The organism is Gemmata sp. SH-PL17, assembly GCF_001610855.1.
Taxonomy (GTDB): Bacteria; Planctomycetota; Planctomycetia; order Gemmatales; family Gemmataceae; genus Gemmata; species Gemmata massiliana.
In genome coordinates, this window is sequence record NZ_CP011271.1 from 3,139,390 (window position 1) to 3,161,125 (window position 21,736).

Below are 21,736 nucleotides of genomic sequence, written 5' to 3' on the forward strand. Positions count from 1 at the left end.
TGTTCGAGCCGGGGCGTCCTCTGGGGCCGCGGCGCCCGCGCCAGGAACGGGACAGCGATCCCTCGAAAAACCGCGTGCGGCTCGCCCGCATGGTAACAGAATCGGCACGGGTGCCAATGCGGTAGCGGTTACAGCACGCCGGGTTCTTTCGGGTCCACCGCGAGCAGTCCGTTGAAGCTCTTGAGAACCTCCACTACGGACAGGTAATCGTTGAAGTGCTCCATGAACGGGTCCGGGACGTCGGTGCCGACCTCGACGCGGCGCCCGGACGCGATCAGTGCCTCGGCCTCGTCCGGTTCGACGCCCGCGAGGTGCCCCACAAGCCCGTTCGTTTCTTCGCGGATCTCGTCCCCGCTCACGAGCGTCAGCGCGATCCACCAATCGCCCCTTGCAATCGTCACCGTGTCTCCCTCGCGTGTCGCGGTGAAGTCGGGGAATTTCGCTCGGAGCCGCGCAAGTGCTTCGGTAGACGTGAAATCGGAATCGGGGCGGAGCAGACCGAACGCGCGATACATGGGAACCTCGGTATCTCGGGATCGGGTCTTGGGTGCGTTTCAGAACGGCGCCCGCTGCACCGTTCCGATATACCCGAAATCTGCGCGCACCAACATCCCGCGTTGGTCGAATGGAGGGGCACAGGTACCGGCCCACTAAGTCAATGGGAGTGGCGTGAGCCGAACCGTTTTGCCCCACTAAACACTCCTGGCGGGTTTGTCAGATAATGTGCAGATCATTACAGGCGTTTAATGAGTTGCGGTTACGAGAATGCCGTTGACTGTACAGCCCGGGGTTCGCACACTACCCGAAAGCTGATCGTTCGGTTGCCTCACACCCGCCGCGCCCACCCCGATCCGGGAGAATCGCCTTGGCCGTCTCCATTTTTTGCCCCCACTGTCAGCACCAATTCAAGGTGCCCGAAACCGCGATCGGTAAGAAGGGGCGGTGCCCGGCCTGCAAACAGGTTCTCACCGCGGAACTTCCCGTCGGCGCGCTATACGAAGTTGTCGAGAAACCCGAAGTTGCTGAGAAGCCGGTGGTTGAACCTGAAGTCCAACCGGTCGCGGACGAGGTGCCCGAGCCGGCACCGGTACGGACCCGGCCGCGGGGCGGTGACGAGGAGCCGGAGGCGCCCCCCAAGAAACCGCGAAAGGTGCGGCCCGCGTCGCAGGCGTTTTTGCGGATAACGGTGCTTTTCGGCGGGCTGGCCGCGGCCGCCACGTGCGGGGTGATCTTTTTCTTGTGGCAGCGCGAGCAAGCCGAGGTGAGCGGCATCGTGGCGCTCGCGGAAATGTTCCAGGGGGGCAACGCTTCGACCGAGGTTACCAAGGCAACGGACGTCCTGACGGCGCACCGGAAAGTGTACCCGCTGATGCTCCTGGCCGCGTGCGCGGGTCTGGTCGGAGGGTTGCTCGGGGTGGCCCGAATCGGCGTTGCGGGTGGACTGCTGATGCTCGCCTCGGTGGTCGCGCCCGCGGTCATCTTCCCCAAAACGCTGGTGTTCACGTGCGCCCTCATCGTCGCGGGCGTGCTCGGGCTGATGATGCAGTCCGCCGCGAAAGCCCAGCGCCTCGCGGAACGGGCCGCGGAGGAGCGCCGGCGCCCGCGGTCGAACCCGCTCGTGCTGGTGTGCGCGATCCTCGGGTTCCTGTTCTTCCTCGGCTACGCGCCGCTGATGGGCGTCGTCCTGGTCGTGGCGGCGGCCGAACAGGAAAAGGACATTGCGCGCATCAAGGGCGATCGCCCGGGGGAACGTAAACTCGATATTTTGGGGGGCGGCGGAGGTGGGGGCGACAAGCGCCCCGAGCCGCCAAAAGAGGTGCCCGCGGGCGACGTGCGCGAACAGATCACCGGGTCCGGGAGCGGCACCAAATTGGTGAAGCTCGACCTCAGCCCCGCCGGGTTGGATGCGACGCTCGAGGCCCCGGAGGGGAGCCAGATTAAAGAGTCCTACGGCACCATCCGCGTGACGAAGGACGAGCACTTCGGGCTGACGATCGAACTCGGGCGCCAGCACCTCCATTCCGCGCGCGAGAACCTGACGGGTTACGGCAACAAAGCCGTTGTCAACTCCGGGGATCTGGTTTTCACGGATAGTAGCTGGGGGAACAAACAGAGCTTCAACTTCACCATGATGAAAGTGGTGGGGCACCAGGACGTGTCCGTTCAGAACTACACACAGTTCAACGACAAGTCGGTCGAACACTCCCGCGCAGACTGCCTGCTCATGATCCGTTGCGCGGAATCGCTGGCACGCAAGACGCCGCTCCCCGCCGACCCGACCTCGGCACTGGCACCGTTCAAGGCGGCGCCCGGGTACGGTGAAAAAGAGAAGCCCGACGAGGTGCGCCTGAACTCGAAGGCGACCGACGCGACCCTCGCGCTGCTCGCGAAGTTCCCCGAGATTCGGGTTCTCAATCTCAGCGAGGCGTATGTGACCGACGAGGGGCTGGCTCACCTCAAAGCGCTCACGAAGTTGGAGAAACTCAATGTGTACAGGAGGCCGATCACGGACACGGGGGCCGCGACTCTGGCGGGTTTCTCACAGCTAAAGGATCTGACCGTGAGTTACGCGAACATTACCGACGCCGGGGTCAAGTCACTCGCGGAGCTGCCCGAACTCGAAACCCTCGATATCGGGGGCGGGTACTCGTATTCGACCAAATTCAAGGGCCCCGGGTTGGCACACCTCGCGGGCGCGAAGAAACTCAAAACGCTCCGGTTGCGCGGATCGGAGTTCGACGATTCCACGCTCGCCAACCTGAAGACCGTGACCGGCCTCATCGAACTGGACCTCAGCTCGATCAAACTGCTCGGCCCGGGACTGGCCCAGTTGAAAGACCTCCCGAACCTGACCCGGCTGAACGTGAGCGGGACGCAGATTAATGATTCCGGTCTGGAGAGCATCGCGGGCTTGGTGCGCCTGGAGGAACTCGACCTGCACAGCACGCAGCTCAGCGGCGACGGCGTCAAAGCACTTAAGGGAATGACCAAGCTCCGGGTGCTGAAACTGGAGTCCACGAAGATCCCCGACGCGGGTGTCGCGCACCTCGCCAAACTCACGAGTTTGGAGGTGCTCAACCTGGGTAGTACCCCGATCACGGACGCGGGGGTGGCCCACTTGAAGGGGCTGAAGAACCTGAAGAAGCTCGACCTCAGCAGCACCGCGCTGACCGACGCGGGGCTCGCGCAGCTCAGTGGGCTGGAGGACATCGATGAGTTGGTGATCTGGGGCACGAAGGTCTCGAACACCAGCCCGCCCAAGAAGGTCAAGCCGCCCGTTGAGGGGAAGCTGAACCCCGCGGACCCGGCCGCAATGGTCAAGCGGTTCTCGGGCCAAATCGAGTACGGGAAGGGGGACGAGAAACCGATCGTCTCGATCACGTTCAACGAGGCCAAAATCAAGGACGCGGACCTCGCCGACCTGCGCGACCTGAAGACGCTCCGCGTGCTCAATCTCGGGTACGGCACCGAGATCACGGACGCGGGCCTCTTCTACCTGAAAGGGCTCACGGGCCTTGAAGAACTGTACCTTTCGGGAACCCGGGTCGAGGGCGACGGGCTGGTTCACCTCGCCAAACTCACGAAGTTGCGAAAACTCTACCTCCCGGGCGAGAACCTCAACGCGCAACAACTCGCCCCGCTCGCGGCGCTCGTGAATCTGGAAGAGTTCCCGTGCAACCTGTTCGACGACACAGAAGCGAAACTCAAGGTCTTCGCGAACTTCGTCAAGCTCCGGCAACTGTACCTGCCTCAACGCGGGCTGTCCGACGCCGCCCTGGGGCACGTCGGGAAGATGGTCGGGTTGCAGCACCTGTCGATTCCCGGGTCGGGTTCGTGGCGCCTCACCGATGAGGGGCTCGCGCACCTCAAGAATCTGAAAAGCCTCAAGAGTCTCACGCTCCCGGGGGCGGCCGCGACCGGCGCCGGGTTCAATCACCTTGCGGGGCTGACACAACTCGAAGTTCTGTTCCTCGAAGGCTCCGCGTTCGGGGACGAGGGGCTGAAACACGTCCGCGCGCTCACCGCCCTCCGGACGCTCGCGCTGGGGCGGACCAACGTTACTGACGCGGGGCTGGAACCCCTCGGCGACCTGACCAATTTGGACGTTCTGAACCTCAGCGGCACGCGCGTGACCGGAATCGGGTTCGAGAAGCTCAAGAAGATGCCGAAGCTGCGGTCTCTTGATGTGGAGAATACCCCGTTCTCCGACGCCGGTATGAAGGGGCTGGCCGCGTTCCCCGAGTTGCAGTCGCTCCAGTTGGATCACACCGACGTCACGGACGCGGGACTGGAGCACCTCAAGAGCTTGAAGAAACTGACGCGGCTAGCACTGAGCAAGACGCGGGTGCGGGGGACCGGTTTCGCGGCGCTCACGGAACTGCCCGAATTGGGAGAACTGGTTCTGGCCGACAGCACCTTCTCCGACGCGGGCATTGGGCACTTGGCTGGCTCGAAGAAGCTCTTCTTGCTGGACGTCTCGGGCACGCGCGTGACCGGCGCGGGGTTCGCGAAACTTAAGGAGTTGAAGGAGTTTAACGAACTCCTGTTGCACGGGTCGCAGCTGAATGATGCCGGGCTAAAAGAGATAGGAGAGTTGACCGGGCTCGAAGTTGTCACACTCTCCCGGACTCAGATCACCGACGCCGGGCTGCCCGCGCTGAACGGGTTGGTGAAGCTCACGCGCCTAGCGCTCGACGAAACGGCCGTGACCGGGGCCGGGTTGAAGGACGTCAAGGATCTGAAGAACGTGACGATGGTCGACCTGAAAGGTTCGCGAGCCACCGGCGACGGGTTGGAGTGCCTCAAGAACTTCCCGAATCTTCAATACCTGCAACTGGATAACACGTTCATGACCGACGAGGGGCTGGCCCGGCTCAAAGATCTTCCGAAGCTCCAGTCGCTCGGTCTCCAGGGAACGCGGATCACGGACGCTGGCTTGACCGCTCTCTCGGGGCTGAAGGGCCTTCGGAACATTAACGCGGGGCAAACGCAAGCGACTCAGAACGGAGCGACGAAACTGAAGGAGGCACTCCAGGAATTGAACGTCTACGTCGGGGAGTGAACCGACGAGACCGAGTGTCGGTCTCGGTGAAAAGAACCCGTGCGTCGAGTCGGCATGCGAGTCGTGCCGGTGCTCGGACGCACGGGTTCGTGACCCAAACAGGATTTCGATCGTTACTGCCCTGGGGCGGGAGGACCGGTCGGCGCTCCGGGCGGCGGCCCGGTCGGTCGGCCCTTGGTCCCCGCACCGGCCGGGGCCCCGGTCGGCGGTCCCCCTGCCGGAGGCGTTTTGTTGCTCTTCCCGGCAAGCAGTTGCTTGTAGGTCGCGTCATCGACCTCTTCGACGAGCCCGCCGGTGTACCCGACGTTCTTCTTCCCGTCCTTCCCCTCTTGCTCGAACACCACGGGGTCTTGCGACCCGCGCCCGCCGCCGACGTTGTACCGCACTTTGAACGGCTTCCCGTCGGACTCGGACTTGAACAGACTGTCGAGGTCGTCGGGGTTGATGTTCATCATCTTGAGCTTGTTCGGGTCGTAGCTCTTGATGAACTCTCGGAACTCGGCCTCGGTGGACGGTCCGCGCCCGCCCTTGAAGTTCTGGTACGCCGCGTACATGTTGCTGAGGCGCTGGGCGTTGGACGTGTTCATCGCGCCCACGGCCTCGGCCGTTCGGTCGCGGCTGCACCCGACTAGCCCGATGGCCGATCCGAGCGCGATCGCGCAAATGAGTCTCGTGAACATAGTGGCTCCGGTATTTTGGGTGGGGTGAAAAAACGGGCGCGGCGGGTAGCGGCCCGCCGCGCTCCAGGGTGTCAGAAGTTGGAGCTGACCACCCACCCGTCGGACCGGCCACCAAGGTGGTACAGCACGCAGCTCGCGTCGCTCCACCCGGAGTTCCCGCCCGTGTTGACCGACATCTGGATGCCGCGCACCGAGCCGTCACCGAACACCGCGAGCACCACGCCCGTGTGGGCCGAACCGAACCCGGGTTCCCACATCTTTCCGTTGGCCGTCGCCCAGCTCACGCGGGTCGTGTCGTTGTCCGGCAGTAGGGGAACCCAGTTCCCGACGAGGCGCATGTTCGGCCAGTCGGAGTTGTGCGCCCAGCCCGGGATCTCCCACCAGTCCCAGTCCGGCGTCGCGGTCGGCTGGTATTGTTTGGCGGAGACGGCCTTTTCCATGATGGCGATCGTGTTCGACGTCCCGTCCGTCACCCCGGTCACGTTCACCGTTGAGTACTTCTGGGTCAGGGACGGGTTGTCGGTCCGGACGTGCCCGCCCTTGGTGATGATGCCCTTGAACGTGTTTTGCTCGTTCGGGTCCGGGGGGAGCGTGGCCTGCCACTGGTTGCCCCATTCCACCATCACGCCGGCGTAGTCGCCCATCGCGTACACCGAGCCCCACGAGGCGGGGGCGGACGCGCGGTTCCCGCGGGCCGGGCAGAGGTACGTCTTCACTTGGATCTCGACCATCGCTTTACCGATGCTCGCGTTCCAGTTGTTCGGCCCGCTCTGCTGGCCGATCTTGTACACGTTGTCCTGTTCGATGTACGGCAGGATCTGGTACGCCCAGCCCATCGTCTCGAACCCGACCCCGGTGTTCCCGAAGGCGGCCGACTGCGCGCCCGACGTCGGGAAGTACCCGTAGGTGCCTTCGTGGGCGTGGAGCGCGATGCCGATCTGTTTCAGGTTGTTGCTGCACTGGATGCGCGCCGCAGCCGAGCGCACCTTCTGAACGGCCGGTAAGAGAAGGCCGATCAGGATCGCGATGATCGCGATCACGACGAGTAACTCAATGAGCGTAAAGCCACCGCGACGGTGCCGCATGGGAGAGTCCTCCGGCAACGAGGGAGAGAAAAAAATAATACGGGCGATGTGCCCTGACTACGTGTTCGCTTCGGGCGGAGAAACCCGAAACTCGGCGACCTGGAGCTTCAGATCCGATTCGTAAGTGTTGAAAATGATTAGAAACCCGATCCACGGCGGTCCGAACTTCGGCGCGTGCTTATTGTTGAGCAGCGCGTCGGCTCGGACTTCGATCGTCTGCCACCCTCCTGGGTTTGTGAGGTTGGGCGCGTAAGTACCGTTCCACTCCAGCATCCCCGTAGTCGGGGATCGAACGTCCGGGGTCCGTACACAGAAACACACCTGTCCCGGTCCCGGGCGCTCGACCCGGTACCGCACCCGAACGAGCGAGTCGGCGTGGAGGCGAAAGTAGCCATGCGTCCACTGGTTGTCGGAGCGGATCTGGTGCATTTTCCGCTGGTAATACGGGTCGTGCCAGAAGTCCGGAGCGACGACCGTTTGGGCGTTCATCGGCTGCCGGTGCCCCACGGCCCAATCTCCTCTCAATCCGACCACGAGGGGGCGGGCGAGGTCCGGCGCGTATTTGTCGGGCGTCTCGCGGATCTGTTGCTTCTGAATCTGGTCCCCGTCGCCTTGAACTGTCAGCAACTCGCCGCCGCGCACTTCGCCGAACGCTTTGCCCGTCGGAGCGAACACCTTCACCGCGCCGCGTTGAACACCCACTTCCGTCACGGTCGCGGTCTGCGAGAGGGTTACGATGGCCCCGCTCGCGCCCGTGAGGACCGTTTCCGTGGTGAGCAGCGTGAGCGGTACCCGACCCACGAGCGGCGGGCGCACGTCTGCCGCGATCACCCCGCGGTCCAGTTGCAGTTGCGTACCGTCCGCACTCAACGTAACCGCTGAGTCCTGAGTGACAGCAATGTTCGTGCCGTCGGGATAGAACAGAACCGCCGACGCGCTGGGGCCACTTGCTGTAACCGTGCTACCCGGCGGGACCGGTCCGTCGACCGGGTATGCAGTTCCATCGGCGGACCGGACTGTAATGTCCCCTCGAACCGATCCGAGCCGGGCAAAACGTTCGGGGGCTGTTGGTGGCGTTCGGTCGGGCCAGACCCAGCGCCCGAGCGCGATCCCCGTTACTCCCGCTGCGAGCGCTCCGCCCGTGTACTGCAACACCCGGCGCCGGCTCCACCGTCGCGCGCCAAGAGCCCGCGAAGCGGCGCCCGTTTCCGTTGTGGTCTCCAACTCCCGACTGTTTCGCCCGGGAGTTCGGTCCGCGACCGCAACAGCCTGGAGAACGAGGAGCCGGAACCATTCGCGCGATTCGGGATCGGCCGCCAGTTTGCGATCCAGTTCTTCGGCTTCTGCGGGCGTCAGCACATTGTCCCAGTAGTGGCCGAACAGTTCCGCGAGGCGCAGGTCGGATGGTGCAGTCACGAGGGCACCTCCCGCACTGTTGAAGGCTGACCACCTAGCTCCCCCTCGACGCACTCGCGCAACGACCGATGAATGCGCGACAGGTTCTGATAGACCGCGTCCGGCGTCCGGTGGAGGCGCTTCGCGACCGTGACGGCAGTGAGTCCCTCAGCGTACCTCATGCGGAGCAACTCCTGTGCAGAAGCGGTCAACTTGCCGAGGCACCGGTGCAGCGCCTCGCTCCGGTCCGAAATCGCCACGTCTTTGGAATCCGACCAGCGCGCCTCCAAGTGATCCAGAACATCATCCGGGAGTGAATGCAACCGCCGGCTCCTGGCCAAATCGACCGCCCGGTGCCGGGCCGCACGCAAAGCCCACGCGAGCACGTGATCGGTGTCGTGGAACTGCGCGCGGGATTCGAGAGCGGCCAAGACGACTTGTTGGAAGATGTCGTCGGCAGCATGCACGTCCCGCGTCACGGTCGCGGCTAGGGCCGTAACTCGCAATCGCTCGCGGAGCAGAATTTGGACGATCCCGTCCGGTTCGAGAGTCATGAGCGAGTCTCTCTTACTCTTCACACGAACATAACAGCCCGATCCTGACATCGGGTGGCAAAATTTCTCCGAATTGGCATATGTTGCTGTCGTGACAGTAGTTGTGGCGAATCGAATTTGCGATGGGTCGGAACGACGACGAGAAATGTTTGTGAGAAGTGAGATCGGGTGGCGAGGGATGCTGCTCATTCAACGGACACACGAGCGAATAAGCTGTGTGCCCGTTAATCGCATTTTGATCTTGGTTTTCTTTTGTGCCCTTTGTGCCTTTTTGTGGCCATTTCGTTTTTCGTTTACAACTGAACGTGAGGCAGAGCACTCGCGGTCGGTTTGCTGGCGACGTCCGCGACGGTCTTCGCGAGTGCCATGTACGACTTCGCGACCGCCGCATCCGGGTATTTCCGCACGATCGGCTCGCCGTTGTCGCCGCACTGTGCGACGCGCGGATCGATCGGGAGTTCGCCCAGGAACGCAACCCCGCTCTCTTCCGCGAGCTTGGACCCGCCGCCGACACCGAAGATCGGGGTCTTGTTCCCGGCCGCGTCCTCGAAGTAGCTCATGTTCTCGACGATCCCGAGAATCGGCACGCGGACCTCGCCGAACATCTTCACGCCCTTGCGGGCGTCGATGAGGCTCACTTCGCCCGGGGTCGTGACCACTACTGCACCGGTTAGTGGCGCGCTCTGGCTGAGGGTCAATTGGGCGTCACCGGTGCCCGGCGGAAGATCGATGATGAGGTAATCGAGTTGGCCCCAATCGATCTGCGCGAGAAACGACTGCACCGCCTGTGCGACCTTCGGCCCGCGCCAGATGACGGCCTGACTCGGATCCACGAGGAATCCCATACTCATGAGCCGGATGCCGTACTTCTCGATCGGGAACGCGGTCGTTTTCGGGTCGAGCGTGCCGAGGCCGAACATGAGCGGCACGGACGGGCCGTAAATGTCTGCGTCCATCAGTCCGACCGTCTTCCCGGACATGTGCAGTGCCATCGCGAGGTTCGCCGCGACCGTGGACTTACCCACGCCGCCCTTACCGCTCGCGACCGCGATCACTTGTTTCACACCGGGTAGCGAGATCTTCGGGGGCATCTGCGGGTTCATGGACTATCTCCTGGCGAACGGTTCGGCGCGAGTGGGATGAGATGTATACCGCGGGCTGCGTGCAACCTCACGGCTTCAATTACGCAGAACGTTCGCTTAGTTCGCGAAGTAACGTGAGCGGGTAAATGCCCGTGTCGTGGCCGTCGTTCCACTTGATCTGGTAGGCGTAGTAACCGACCGGCGTCATCGCGACGGGTGCCGGGGCGCCGGCCGCGACCTCTTGCGGCGACAGGATGCGGAACGGATCGACCGGCTTTCCGCGCTCCTCGTTACACGTCGCGCACGGGCACTTCGCGCGGAGCGTCTTCCACGACGCGACCGTCGTTACGCCGTCGCTCCACTCGATCTTCAGCCCGTCGCCCTCGCGCTTGAGGGACAGTGGGCGGAGTTCGTCGGCCATCTGCGTGCTCCACAGCGAAGTATCGCACTTGATTATAGTGGGCCGAACGGCGCGGCCCACCCGCGCCGCGCTTCGGCGCGGGGCCACAGTCGGGTACGATCCGGAGAATCGCGCTTCTGCGCGCAGAAGCGGGAGTCGGCCGGCGACTATACGGGGAAGTCGTGACGGAGGCGCTGTGGAACACCGCTTACATACGCTCGTTTGCCGTGCGGCCGGGGACGTGCGCTCCGATCCGGAGTTGCTGACTCTAATCCGGGACGACCCGGATGCGTTCGCCGAACTGGTCGCCCGGCACGGGCCGCTCGTGTGGGGCGTGTGTCGTCACCTGCTCGGCGAGTCCGACGCGGAAGACGCATTTCAGGCCACGTTCCTGGCTCTGCTAAGGTCCACCGTCCGGGACGGAACGGTTCTGGCTTCGTGGCTCCACGGCGTGGCCGTCCGGGTTTCGCTCACAGCGCGTCGGGCCGCGGGCCGCCGACGGGCACACGAGCGGAACGCCGCGATCTCGGAATCGACTTCCCGCACACCTCCGGACGACTGGGGCGACACGATGGCTGCCGTTCACCGGGAAGTCGCGAATCTACCCGGGACCGACCGTGTGGCCTTCGTCCTGTGTGTACTGGAAGGCTTGACCCAGGCCGAAGCCGCCCGCCGACTCGGAGCGACTCCGGGTGCGGTCGCCGGGCACGTGGCCCGGGCGAAAAAGCGGTTGGTCGCCCGACTCACCGAGCGCGGCGTCGTTCCCGGACTGGCTGCGCTGGGGATCGCCTCGGTTGCCGGTGCCGTTCCGTCCGGTGTGGTGGTGAGAGTGTTGAATCTCACGCGGGCCAATGCGTCGCCCGCCGTTCTGTGGCTCGCGAAAGGAGCAACGGACATGACCGCATCGAGTACCAAGTTGATTTGCACTGTCGTCGCGGTGACGGTCGGGCTGATTGCGAGCGTTGTGGCAGCAGGATTCGGTCCTCCACCCACGGCCCCTGCAACACCGCCCGCCGGCGTAAAGGCACCCGGAGCGGCCGAAGGAGAACCGAAGCCGACACAGGTGCTGGCGGGGCACGCGGACCGGGTGACGTCGGTCGCGTTCTCTCCGGACGGTCGGTGGATCGCCACCGCCGCGTGGGACGGCACGGCGCGTCTCTGGGACGCGGCTACGGGGAAGGAAACGCGCAAATTGGAGTTCCCCGCCACGAAGGGGAACAACGAGTTCGGCCACATCGCGTTTTCGCCAGACGGTACGCTCGTTGTGACTTCGGTTCGGGAATCACAAGACAAGTGGAGCGTGGTGGTTTGGGACCAGCGTACCGGCGAGAAAGTGCGTTCGCTTCCGGCCGAAACGGGTAGCGTCGCAATTTCACCGGACGGCAAACTGATCGCGTGCGGCGGGTACCAACACATCGGGTTCTATGAGGCCGCGACCGGCAAATTGGTCCGCGAAATTCGTGGGGGCGAGAAGCAGTTGCGCATCGAATCACTCACGTTCGCCTCTGATGGCAAGACGCTTCTTTCCACAGGCCACCCGCCCACTCCTCAACGCGGGGACGGAGTCACGCGGCTCACCATCATGTCGGACGTCGTCCGCGTCTGGGACGTGGCGACCGGGAAAGAGAAGGCGTCTCCGTTAAATGGGCAGGTGGTGGGGCGACTCGGTCAGCACGTGGCTCTATCAACCGACGGGCGTACTCTCGTCCATTCGAGTGACAAGGATATTATCTTGCGTGACACCGTGACGGGTCGGGAGCGCGCCAAACTGATCGGGCACAAGGACGCGGTCTGCGATTTCGCGTTCTCCCCTGATGGCCGGACACTCGCAACGGGAAGCATGGACGGTACCGTGCGCCTCTGGGATTTGCTGACGTGTAAGGAGCTGAGTTCGTTTGGTAAGGAGGTCGATCCGAACAAAGGTGGTTGGGTGCTGTCCGTTGTGTTCTCTCCCGACGGGCGGTCGTTCGCATCGGGCGGGTTAAACAAAACGGTCGAGGTCTGGGACGTGAGCCGGATCACCAGCCGGGTGCGGACATCTGTCGAGCGCTCGGCGGTCGAACTCGAAGCCGACTGGAAGGATCTCGGTGGCGACGCAGCCAAAGGGCACGCCGCGCTGAGCCGGTTGGTGCTTTCGGCCAAAGCCGGAGTACCGTTTCTGAGTGAACGGCTCCTCGCCGCATCGAAGGCGGACACTAAACCGATTGAGCGCCTGATTGGGGATCTGGATAACGAAACGTTCGAGGTTCGCGAGCGAGCTACGAAGGAACTGACGGCTCTGGGTGATCGCGCCGCATCGGCGCTCCGGAAGGCACTGGCGGGTACTCCGTCTCCCGAAACACGGCAGCGGTTGAACGCACTATTGGCCCGAATCGATAGCGCGGAACCTTCGGCCGAAATGCTTCGCGAGATTCGTGCAGTAGAAGCGCTCGAAGCGATCGGGAACGCGGACGCCCGGAAGTTGCTTGATGCACTCACCGCGGGGCCCGCTGAAATGCGCCTGACACAAGAGGCGAAGGCGTCCGTCGATCGGCTCGCCAAACGGGAAAAAGCGCGAACACCCGCCCCACAGAAGTAAGAGCGGGCGTTCGCGGTTGCTGGTTACTTCGTCGTCACCCAGGTGACGACCACTGTTTCGCCTTCGAGCTTCGCGTTGTAGTTCACGGACCAGCCGTTCCCGCGCTGAGTTTCCGTCCACGGGAAGCTCAGCGGTCCCTTACCGGCTAGGGGCGCTTGCAGCAGCGTGCTGGATTTACCGTCTCGGACGCTGCGGATTTCGAGCTGATACTCGCGCTTGCTCCCGGTGAGCCCGAGCGGGGCGGGAGGGAGGGGCAGGTCGGCACGGATCGTTTGGCCGACCGTTGCGAACGTTCCCGTCACCATCGTGACACTCGCCGGGTGCGGCGTGGTGCGCTCCTGAGTGACCTTCACGCGGACGAGCGCGTCGGACCCGCCCGCGGCCTTGTTCGTGGCCTTGGTGTCGCCGGCCCACTCGCCGGTTACCTTCACCGACCGTTTATCCTGTGCCACTTCCACTTTGACGTTCTTCGCGCTCGCGGGAGCAGTGCCGAGTGCGGCTTCCGTGACGCTGTGGCCGGGGCGGGCCGCGATGTACTTGGTGAACGTGGTCGCGTTCTTGTCCGTGGGGACCGGGATCGCGACCGATTCAACCGTAGTGACGCGGTCTACTTTGGTCCCGGAATCCGTCACTTTCAGGACGGCCATCGTCGTGCCCTCGCGCGGCTTTTCGACCGTCGCGGACCCGGACTGTTTCGCGGCCTGTTTCCCGTTATGCGCAACGAGCGAGATGGGGAATGTGCCCGACTTCTCGAACGTGACGAGTCGGTCGATTTTGCCCCCCGCGGTCACTTCAATGCCGTTTTCGCCAAAGTCCCACACACATGTACTCGCGTTGGCAACGTCGGCGGTGAGGCGGAACGTTGCCGGTGCGGTCGTGCCGGACACGGGCTGCACCGCGAAGGCGTTAATGCTCGGTGGGGGGCCATTTTGTGTCGCCGCGGCCATGTCGACCGGAACCGTGCGCTCGTTCTCGTCGCCGAGGTAGTTACGGACCGTCAGTTTGACCGTGTAACTGCCCGGTTTGGTGTAGGTGTGCGAAACGTGTTGCTCGGCGGCATAGGGTTCCAACGGAGTACCGTCGCCGAAATCCCACCAGCCGCTTTCGCCACTGGCGCGGTTGTCACAAGCGAGGGTCAATCCGTCGGCGTTCACGGCAAAGTTCGCAACCGGTTTGGTGGGCTTCACCACGCGGTCGACCACTGCCGTCGCGTAGGTGCCGGCCGCGCCACCACCGAGACCGAGCAGACCGAGAAGCGCGGCCTTGAGCCAGCCGCTCGAACCCGATTTCGCGGGCGTTGAGTGGGATGTTGGGGCAGAAGCAGTATCGGACATCGCGCGGCCCTCCGTGACCGGGGAGAATTTCTGATTCCGGAGGATACGCTGGAGGGGAAAGCGGGGGCAATACGAACCGGTGCCCCGTTCGGGGAACGCTTCAGACGTCGGTAAAGTTCGCGATCTACCGGCGGAAGCCGAAAACCAGAATGCCGAAGATGATCGCCACGAGCGTGAGAACCGTAATCACGCGGGCCGTGTGCCCGACATTGGGCTCTGGCTCTGGCACGGCTGTTCGATGATCGTCAGTTTGTGTGACCGTTTCTGGCTGCACTACGGGCAACTTCGCGGCACGTGGGGTGCTCGAGCCCCGATCGTCTGTCCCTTCCAATTTGTTCAGACACACGATGAAGACCGTTCCGGCCCCAAAGATCCCCGCGATGATTCCGCCGATTAGGATCGGGCTTTGAACCGCATTCGCCGTTGTCTGGGGGATTCCGCCCGTATCGATTGCCCAAGCTGCAAACACGAACGCGACCGCGATCGCACCGGCCACTATGCCGTACACAACACTAAATACCACCTGGAATAACACGACCGAACAGGCATGAGGGAGGGTGGTCGGTATGCCCACCTTGAGCACATTCGCGAGGACCATCAAGTTCAGCGGCAACGCGACTAGCATGGCGACGAAGGCCAGATCTGTTTTATCGGCACCCTTGAGTGACGGGATCTCGGTGACGAATTCGCTCACGCCCCAGGAAACAGGAAGATTGAGGACGTTCGCGATCACCATCAGGGTGACCGACCAGTCGAACGACGGGAAGGGGAGGGCGGGTGCCCGCTTGTGACCGCCTCGAGCCATCACGTTTGTGGCGTGAAGGGCCGCTCGGAGAGTGATTGCGCCAACGAACGAGGAGACCAGCGTTCCGATAGCGAGATAGAGAATCCACACGTGGGGCACTTGGATCTCCGAAACGACAAGGAGTTGTTCGCACCACGCCGTACTCTCACGAAGCGGTTCGTGCAAGTTTTGAGGTGGGGGCGGTGAGTTCGGCAGCAGTTTTTATGGCTTCATCGCCAGCAGAATCGCGATCATGGCACCCAGCGCTATCGTTACGTGCAGGATTTTGGAGAAAAGGCTCCCTTTCTGACTCAATTCGGGTAACGCCCGGCTAACGTCTTGCTCGTATGCAGGCACCAAATTCGTGGATCGGGGTACGGGAGCGCTCTCTAGTTCTGGGGTCGTTAGTGGGATCAAGACTGGCACCCGACAACCAGATACGCACGCGGTGAATACGACCCCGGCTCCAATGGCACCCACGGTGATTCCGCCGATCACGACTGGGCTTTGTAACAAATCCGCAGGTGTTTTGGGGATGCCATCCGTGTCCATTGCCCAAGCCACAAACACGAACGTGACTGCGATCACGGCGCCTATTACACCGTAAACGACGCTGAACACCACTTGAAACAGCGTGAGCAGGCCGGCTCGCAGGAACGTCGTCTTCAACCCTGCTTGTAAGACCAGCGCGAAGATCAGCAAGTTGAACGGCAGTGAGATTAACCCGCCGGCGAATGCAACGTCCGCTTCGTCGGTTGGGTTGATGAAGGCTTGGTCTCTGACAAATTGTGTCGCACCCCAATTCACCACATGGTTCAGGATGTTCGCCACCACCATCAGCGAAACCGACCAGTCGAAAGTCGGGAACCTGATTACGGCGGCTCGCCGGTGCCCGCCCCGTATCACTGCGTTTGCGGCGTGAAGTGAAGCCTGAAGGATGATCGCGCCAACGAACGAGAAAACCAGCGTTCCGAACGTCAGAATGAGAATCCATACGTAGGGCACTCGGGTCTCCGAAACGCCGAATAGCAGGTGCGAGTTACGCTTCGCCGCAAGGTTATGTTTTAACTCGCGGCAATCCTGTGAATTCTGTCAAAATTCTTCGTTCCAACGCTCAATCGTAATTGAGGAGCCGTTTGGTCTTGAAGTTTTTGTCTCCGGTGAGTGGGCACACCTTCATTTCAGTGATAGATGGAATCACCGGGAGCGGCGCTTCAACGCCGGGGTACTTGTAGAGTTTGATCGTTTCGCCTGTGCGGTGGTCCCAGATGGTTGCTGCCGGCTTCGGTGCCACCTCATCGCGGTTCCAGTCGAGGTAGACGAACTTTTTCGTCGCCGGGTCGAACGCCGTCCAGCGCTCGAACTTACGCGCACCGCCGAAATTGACTTCGTAGGTCACCTCCTTGTCCCCGTCCTTGGCGGTGATCTGGTACCGCGCACCCGCGTTGGCGGTAGCGGCGGTGAGAAACAGGAGCCCTACCGCGAGAACGCGCATGATGTGATCCTCCCCACGAGCTACGAGTCGTGGGAGTCTACCCGAGCGGATCGGGCCGAGCAACGACGTCGTTCCAAGCGCGGCAGTCCAACAGGAGCGACTTTGTTGCTCGCTGATGTTCTTTCGCAAACAATTTCTACTCTTTCGTCTTTTTGGGGAATTTTACTGTTTTTTTGTACACATATCGGTTAATATGCGTGAAGTTCATAAGGTGGCCTGAATTTGCGTGAGTGGAAGGTACCTTTGAGGATGTTGCGGATGCTAACACTGTCAACACTTTTGTGTGATTGCAACAGTTTGAGATGATTGAGCTTGCGTTGATTTCGTGGCAAGGTGTCGTCCCGGAAATGTTAGCATTTGTTAGCCATCGAACCGGTCCATCACGGATCGGCCACCGTGCGACCACGGTTTTAAATGGGAGCGATTGATGTAACGCGAAGGAGGTGATGCGAACCGGGACTTCGACGGGATATCGTCTACTGTTCGTCAGGTTCTCGTGATCGACACGATCGCGAATCGCTCACTACGTTCGGGTGCCCGCGTCGTGAGCTTTTCGTGTCCGCGTTCCTATCAGTGACGGTACCCTTCCATCGAGATGTCGCCATGCCAACAAACACTTACGACGCCATCATCATCGGGGCCGGGCACAACGGACTCGTCACCGCCGCGTACCTCGCGAAAGCCGGGTACAAGGTACTGGTGCTGGAGCGCCGCGAGATCGTTGGCGGGTGCTGCATCACCGAGGAACTGTGGCCATCGGTGTGAGCGTGCCGGGTCGCAAGGAATTGCTGTGGCTTTGGCTCTCGGAAAGCGAAGGCGCGAAGTTCTGGCCGTCGCGCCTGACGGACCTGAAGGAGCGCGGGGCCAAGGACATCTTCATCGTGTGCGTCGACGGCCTCAGCGGGTTCCCCGAAGCGATCCGCGCGGCGTTCCCGCGGACCAAGGTGCCGTTGTGCATCGTACACTTGGTGCGGGCGGCGCTGAGGTACGTGACGGACACGGACAGCCGCGAGGTCGCAAGCGACCTCAAGTCGATCTATCAGTCGGCCACGGTACTGGAGGCGGAAGAGTCGCTAACAAAGTTCGCGACGAAGTGGGAATTGAAGTGCCCGACAATCGTAAATCAGTGGCGTGCGAAGTGGGGCGATATCATTCCGATCTTTGAGTTCCTGCAAGCGCTCCGCAAGGCGATCTACACGACGAACGCGATCGAGAGTGTGAACCGCGTGATTCGGAAGTTCACGCGGAACCGCAAGCAGTACCCGAACGAGGAGAGCGCGCTAAAGTTGGTGTACTTGGCGATTCACGAGGCCTCGAAGCAGTGGCCGATGCCCATTACAAGGGTGGAAGGCGGCCCTCAACCACTTCGCCATCGTGTTCGGAGGACGCCTTCCGACGGCTCATGAGGCGGTAGAGGTGGAGGTTTAGCAGAGGATGCTGTCGGGCAACGAGTTGCGACCAGCCTCCACCTCTACCACCTCATGAGCCAAAATCTTTACAGGCCCTCGACGATGCCTTTCAAGCCACGTTCCTCGTTCTGGTCGAGAACGCCAAGAAAATTCGTGACGCGAGCAAGCTTTTCGCCTGGTTACACGGCGTCGCTTACAAGCTCTGCGCGAAGGCCCGGCGCGCTGCGCAACGCCGCAGCGCAAGCGAGCGAGTTACGGCCCCGCGCGAGGGGATCGGCTCGATCGTGCCGGACTCGGCGTGGGACCGCGCTCTGGCCGCGGTTCACGAAGAAGTCGCCCAATTTCCCGAGGCGCTCCGCGTTCCGTTCGTGTTGTGTTGCTTGGAAGGCGCGGGCGCGACTGAGGCCGCGGAGCGGCTCGGTTGGAAGCTCGGCACACTCTCGGGGCGGTTGATTCGTGCCAAGGAGACCGTACTCACCCGGCTCGAAAAACGGGGCCTGGCGTTCGGTGTCGTGGCCGCGTTCGGGGGCGGAGCGGTGCCCGCGGCGGTCGCAGCGAAGGCGGAATCACTGGTTCGGATCGGATTCCCGGTTTCCGGTTCGGTTCGTCAATTGTCCCAGGGGTGATCGGTATGAGTGCGACATCCATCAAAGTGCTGGTGACCGCGGGTGGTATTGGCGTGCGGATTGGGTCTGAGCGCCGGTGCGGGTTGGGTGGGACGGGCAGAAACTCAGCCGCCGGAAGTTATCCAGGAGCAGCGGTAACTGTTCGACTCGCTGGTTGAAAACAACTGACCCAAAATCCAAATGTAATCACCTTCAAGACCACCAAGAATAAGTACGATCTCGTGACCGTGTCCGCGCTGAGCCAGTCGAAGTTTCGTGATCTACTGGAGGATTACGAGAATCGCGGTTGGGAATATGCGGTACCACTCCGCTGGCCGACCCGAAGCGGCAACTCATGTGTGGGTCTTCCGGCGCGCGGTGAAATTGGCTCGTGAAGGGGTGAGCGTCATTAGTGTCGGTAGGTTTCAGGCGGCGAGTGATACCCAGTATTCATCCCACTGGGTTTTCTCGCTGCGGAACAGGGCGCGGAGGTGGCACACGGCGGGCATCGGTGTCGGACCGGCTCAAGCTCCGGCAAACGGCCCACACCAACCGCCCGTAGCGCTTCACCAGTTCGGCGAAGGCCCGTTCGTCGCGCGCCTGAAACCGCCGCAACAGTTCCGCGTCCGATACCGGTAGGTCAGCATCGGTCAGCGTTCGCAAAACGGCACACAGGGATCGTGGCGTCACGGGCACCTCGCGATCGGATTCGGAGGAGTAGTGCCCACCGAGGGCCAAGCTCTACAAGATATTTTGACCGCGAATTGAAATGCCGCGTATGAAAACGGCGATCACCACGTACACTCCGGGCGATGTCCCCGGTGTCACCGTTCGTACAGTTCGAGTGGAAGCCCGTCCGGGTCCGCGAAGAACGTGAACCGCTTGCCGGTGTATTCGTCCACGCGCACAGGTTCGGCGACTACCCCGTGCCGCGCCAGTTCCGCAACCGCCGCGGCCACATCTGCCACTTCAAAAGCCAAATGCCGTAACCCGCACGCTTCCGGGTAGCTCGGGCGGGCGGGCGGGTTCGGAAAGCTAAACAACTCGATTTGCGTACCGTCGGGCAATCGCAGGTCGAGTTTGTAGGAATCCCGACCGGCCCGGTACACCTCGGCGACCGTTTCCAGGCCGAGTACGGTCGTGTAGAAGTGTTTCGAGCGCGCGTAGTCGGAACAGATGATCGCGACGTGGTGAGTGCGGAGCAGGTGCATTCGTGGGGACCGGGAGGAACGATTCCGGGGCCACCGCGGTCCGAAAAGTCGGTCGCGGCGGGCACGTCCGTTTCGTTCTACACTTCCGGTCCCTCGAACCCACACCCGTACCCGGAACTGGTCCCGGAACGCACCTCACAGGCGAACGGGTAACCCGCGCTGCTTGCGCCGGTCGTTCATCTCCTTGCGGAACTGGTCCGCGTGGGCGCGTTCCTCCGGCGTGGTTCGCGCAAGACTCTCTTTCCGTCGCTTCTCGAGTTCTTCGGATGAGCGCGGTGCTTTCCCGGGCGCGCCACCCGGAGCACCCTTTTGAGCCCCGCTCGGACCGCCACCGAATCCGCCCCCGCCCGGGCGCCCCGCCCCCTGTGCGGCCTTCTGTTCGCGCTCTTTCCGCGCTTTCTCGGAACGGTCGATCCGCTCGTCGAGGTACTTGATCTTCTCCTTCGGCGACAGTGCGAAATAGCGCTCCATCTCGGCCTTTTGCCGCTCCCGGGCCGGCGCGGACAGTTCCCACTTCTGATCGGCGCTCAGGTGCTTGACCTGCTCGCGGTACTCCGTGAACCGGGCTTTGCGCTCTTCGGCGGAGAGGTTCTTAGCCCCCGAACCGAACAGTTCGCTCTGTAGTTCCTTGGCCCGCGCCAGGTGCGGATCGGGGCGCGCGGCCCAAACGATCCCGCCGATCACGAGCAGCATAATCACGGCCCACCGGCGCCACCGCCGGCGCGGGGCTGTTTCGGACGTGGAATTCTTCCGCGAGTGAACGGGGAACGTGTGCATGGAGCCTCCGGTAAAGACGTGCGGGTGTATCGCGGTGAGGAACCGCGCGGGGCGTTACTCGACGTGCCCGTCGGCGTACAGGTAGTTGCGCGCGCGCTCCGGGTCGGGGCTGTGTACCGAGTCGAAGTCGTAGGTGAGCCAGACCTCGGTGAGCGGGAGCCCGAGCTTGTTGGCCCGCAGTTGGTCCAACGTCTTGCCGACCACCCGGGGCTGGTACTCGTAGCTCAGCCCCTCGGTCGGGTACCGAGTCGAGTCGAGCGGGCAGCGGAACACCCCGCGGCTGTTCTCGCTGTACGGTCCGAGCACCGCGGCCAGACTCGGCTGGCCCGGGGTCAGCGGGACGCTGGGAACCCGGGCCGCGTCCGGGAACTGCCCCTTGTTCACGTCGATGTAGTGGTGAAACGCGAGCCCGACGTTGTGCAGGTTGCTCTGGCACTGGACCCGGGCCGCGGCCCCGCGCGCCTTCTGCACGGCCGGGACCAGGAGCCCGATGAGGGTCGCGATGATGCCCAGCACGACCAGAAGTTCGATCAGCGTGAACCCCCGGCGCGTCTTCGTTCCGATCATGATTCCCTCCGCTCGGCGGTGGTGGGTTTGTTCGGAAGAAACTTTACCCAAGCGTGGCTGAGACGATGGTGAGCCGGGCGTGAGATCGTGCGCACGTCAAACGGCCCGCTCTCCGTTTGATCTCATTATCTACCTCGTAGCTGCGCAATATGACAGCGTGCGGGCCGTTCGGAAATTGTGAACCCGACCTAATAACAGACGTGTGTTCCCCACGAACAACGCGACACCGGGCGCGTTCACCGGGCCTGCACTCGCGCCGCGGCACGCCGGAAAGTGAACGGTCGCGAACCCGATCAGGTACTGTCTAAAAACCCGTACTCGTCTGAGGGATGTCCCAGGATAGTGGGCGCTAAGTCGTCGCGTGCCTATACAACTGGGAGAGTACTGAACAACCCGCACCCGTGAACGGAACGTCCGAGGTGTTCGAGTTTCTGGTACGACCGCGCCCGGTAGCGGCCCGCGCCGTTATTGGCCCCCACACAAGGCGCGTGATGCACACGAACCACTGTCAATCACAAATCCTCTTCCCGGCTTTGATCGAACCACCGGCCGGAGTGAGAGGGGCGAAAACTGGAAGGACCGCACCCCGCCGCACGATACCCGCCCCGTAGAGCGCCCCGAACGGACGAATCCCTCCCAACGGCCCGACATTCGACATTGTGCGTCCCGGTCGACGTTTAAGCCCTAGCGGGCGGCTCTTAATCTCATTAAGGCCGCG

Annotated in this window: 17 protein-coding genes and 2 pseudogenes; 5 read left to right on the forward strand and 14 right to left on the reverse strand. The window is 62.7% G+C overall.

The annotated features are described in order from the left end of the window. Nucleotides 1-128 precede the first annotated feature (128 nt). Nucleotides 129-515, reverse strand: coding sequence for a hypothetical protein (locus tag VT84_RS12935; RefSeq protein WP_082839822.1), 387 nt, complete (start codon nt 513-515; stop codon nt 129-131). A gap of 350 nt (nt 516-865) precedes the next feature. On the opposite strand from VT84_RS12935, the gene VT84_RS12940 reads away from it, so the two are divergent. Then, nucleotides 866-5,062 (forward strand): hypothetical protein, encoded by a 4,197-nt coding sequence (locus VT84_RS12940; protein WP_082839823.1) that lies wholly within the window; start codon nt 866-868, stop codon nt 5,060-5,062. A gap of 113 nt (nt 5,063-5,175) precedes the next feature. Here the strand turns inward: VT84_RS12940 and VT84_RS12945 are convergent, their stop codons facing one another. The 6 genes from VT84_RS12945 to VT84_RS12970 form a co-directional block, all read right to left on the reverse strand. Next, the gene (locus VT84_RS12945; RefSeq protein WP_052558358.1) at nt 5,176-5,742 is read right to left on the reverse strand and encodes a hypothetical protein; all 567 of its coding nucleotides are present in this window, start codon (nt 5,740-5,742) and stop codon (nt 5,176-5,178) included. A 71-nt stretch (nt 5,743-5,813) separates the two neighbouring features. Further along, complete coding sequence (locus VT84_RS12950) at nt 5,814-6,827, reverse strand: DUF1559 domain-containing protein (protein WP_052558356.1); 1,014 nt, start codon at nt 6,825-6,827, stop codon at nt 5,814-5,816. Between the two features lie 57 nt (nt 6,828-6,884). After that, nucleotides 6,885-8,243, reverse strand: coding sequence for a FecR domain-containing protein (locus tag VT84_RS12955; protein ID WP_162271686.1), 1,359 nt, complete (start codon nt 8,241-8,243; stop codon nt 6,885-6,887). Then, nucleotides 8,240-8,776, reverse strand: a complete 537-nt coding sequence (locus VT84_RS12960; protein ID WP_162271687.1) for a sigma-70 family RNA polymerase sigma factor — start codon at nt 8,774-8,776, stop codon at nt 8,240-8,242. The genes VT84_RS12955 and VT84_RS12960 overlap by 4 nt, the downstream gene beginning before the upstream one ends. 293 nt (nt 8,777-9,069) lie before the next feature. Continuing rightward, nucleotides 9,070-9,879 (reverse strand): Mrp/NBP35 family ATP-binding protein, encoded by an 810-nt coding sequence (locus VT84_RS12965; protein WP_082839826.1) that lies wholly within the window; start codon nt 9,877-9,879, stop codon nt 9,070-9,072. Between the two features lie 79 nt (nt 9,880-9,958). Next, nucleotides 9,959-10,279 carry a DUF971 domain-containing protein gene (locus tag VT84_RS12970; protein ID WP_052558348.1) on the reverse strand — a complete coding sequence of 107 codons (321 nt, stop codon included), beginning with the start codon at nt 10,277-10,279 and terminating at the stop codon, nt 9,959-9,961. A gap of 175 nt (nt 10,280-10,454) precedes the next feature. On the opposite strand from VT84_RS12970, the gene VT84_RS12975 reads away from it, so the two are divergent. Next, nucleotides 10,455-12,836 (forward strand): sigma-70 family RNA polymerase sigma factor, encoded by a 2,382-nt coding sequence (locus VT84_RS12975; protein ID WP_162271688.1) that lies wholly within the window; start codon nt 10,455-10,457, stop codon nt 12,834-12,836. Between the two features lie 23 nt (nt 12,837-12,859). On the opposite strand, the gene VT84_RS12980 is transcribed toward VT84_RS12975, so the two are convergent. From VT84_RS12980 to VT84_RS12995, 4 genes are all read right to left on the reverse strand, one after another. Next, nucleotides 12,860-14,170 carry a PKD domain-containing protein gene (locus tag VT84_RS12980; RefSeq protein WP_052558345.1) on the reverse strand — a complete coding sequence of 437 codons (1,311 nt, stop codon included), beginning with the start codon at nt 14,168-14,170 and terminating at the stop codon, nt 12,860-12,862. Between the two features lie 124 nt (nt 14,171-14,294). Then, nucleotides 14,295-15,074 (reverse strand): hypothetical protein, encoded by a 780-nt coding sequence (locus VT84_RS12985; RefSeq protein ID WP_082839828.1) that lies wholly within the window; start codon nt 15,072-15,074, stop codon nt 14,295-14,297. 102 nt (nt 15,075-15,176) lie between these two features. Next, a complete protein-coding gene (locus VT84_RS12990; protein WP_052558342.1) occupies nt 15,177-15,959 on the reverse strand; it encodes a hypothetical protein in 783 nt (260 codons plus the stop codon). Between the two features lie 109 nt (nt 15,960-16,068). After that, nucleotides 16,069-16,449, reverse strand: coding sequence for a hypothetical protein (locus tag VT84_RS12995; RefSeq protein WP_082839829.1), 381 nt, complete (start codon nt 16,447-16,449; stop codon nt 16,069-16,071). A 603-nt stretch (nt 16,450-17,052) separates the two neighbouring features. On the opposite strand from VT84_RS12995, the pseudogene VT84_RS13000 reads away from it, so the two are divergent. The 3 genes and pseudogenes from VT84_RS13000 to VT84_RS13010 all read left to right on the forward strand — a co-directional run. Beyond that, nucleotides 17,053-17,205 (forward strand): annotated as a pseudogene (locus VT84_RS13000) (FAD-dependent oxidoreductase); the annotation flags it as partial. Continuing rightward, on the forward strand, nt 17,205-17,855 hold the full coding sequence (locus VT84_RS13005; RefSeq protein ID WP_410000394.1) for an IS256 family transposase: 651 nt from the start codon (nt 17,205-17,207) through the stop codon (nt 17,853-17,855). The pseudogene VT84_RS13000 and the gene VT84_RS13005, both read left to right, overlap by 1 nt. A 287-nt stretch (nt 17,856-18,142) precedes the next feature. Beyond that, entirely contained in the window at nt 18,143-18,484 is a 342-nt protein-coding gene (locus tag VT84_RS13010; RefSeq protein WP_052558337.1) for an RNA polymerase sigma factor, read from the forward strand. Between the two features lie 803 nt (nt 18,485-19,287). Here the strand turns inward: VT84_RS13010 and VT84_RS13015 are convergent. The 3 genes and pseudogenes from VT84_RS13015 to VT84_RS40790 all read right to left on the reverse strand — a co-directional run. Beyond that, complete coding sequence (locus tag VT84_RS13015) at nt 19,288-19,674, reverse strand: VOC family protein (RefSeq protein ID WP_052558336.1); 387 nt, start codon at nt 19,672-19,674, stop codon at nt 19,288-19,290. A 135-nt stretch (nt 19,675-19,809) separates the two neighbouring features. Then, a complete protein-coding gene (locus tag VT84_RS13020; RefSeq protein WP_052558334.1) occupies nt 19,810-20,451 on the reverse strand; it encodes a hypothetical protein in 642 nt (213 codons plus the stop codon). 384 nt (nt 20,452-20,835) lie between these two features. Continuing rightward, nucleotides 20,836-21,018, reverse strand: a pseudogene (locus tag VT84_RS40790) (type II secretion system protein); the annotation flags it as partial. Nucleotides 21,019-21,736 lie beyond the last annotated feature (718 nt).

What these genes read in the sequence shown, in the direction of transcription:
- VT84_RS12935 (WP_082839822.1), bottom strand. Translation starts at nt 515, where the DNA reads ATGTATCGCGCGTTCGGTCTGCTCCGCCCCGATTCCGATTTCACGTCT.
- VT84_RS12945 (WP_052558358.1), bottom strand. Translation starts at nt 5,742, where the DNA reads ATGTTCACGAGACTCATTTGCGCGATCGCGCTCGGATCGGCCATCGGG.
- VT84_RS12950 (WP_052558356.1), bottom strand. Translation starts at nt 6,827, where the DNA reads ATGCGGCACCGTCGCGGTGGCTTTACGCTCATTGAGTTACTCGTCGTG.
- VT84_RS12960 (WP_162271687.1), bottom strand. Translation starts at nt 8,776, where the DNA reads ATGACTCTCGAACCGGACGGGATCGTCCAAATTCTGCTCCGCGAGCGA.
- VT84_RS12965 (WP_082839826.1), bottom strand. Translation starts at nt 9,879, where the DNA reads ATGAACCCGCAGATGCCCCCGAAGATCTCGCTACCCGGTGTGAAACAA.
- VT84_RS12970 (WP_052558348.1), bottom strand. Translation starts at nt 10,279, where the DNA reads ATGGCCGACGAACTCCGCCCACTGTCCCTCAAGCGCGAGGGCGACGGG.
- VT84_RS12980 (WP_052558345.1), bottom strand. Translation starts at nt 14,170, where the DNA reads ATGTCCGATACTGCTTCTGCCCCAACATCCCACTCAACGCCCGCGAAA.
- VT84_RS12995 (WP_082839829.1), bottom strand. Translation starts at nt 16,449, where the DNA reads ATGCGCGTTCTCGCGGTAGGGCTCCTGTTTCTCACCGCCGCTACCGCC.
- VT84_RS13015 (WP_052558336.1), bottom strand. Translation starts at nt 19,674, where the DNA reads ATGCACCTGCTCCGCACTCACCACGTCGCGATCATCTGTTCCGACTAC.
- VT84_RS13020 (WP_052558334.1), bottom strand. Translation starts at nt 20,451, where the DNA reads ATGCACACGTTCCCCGTTCACTCGCGGAAGAATTCCACGTCCGAAACA.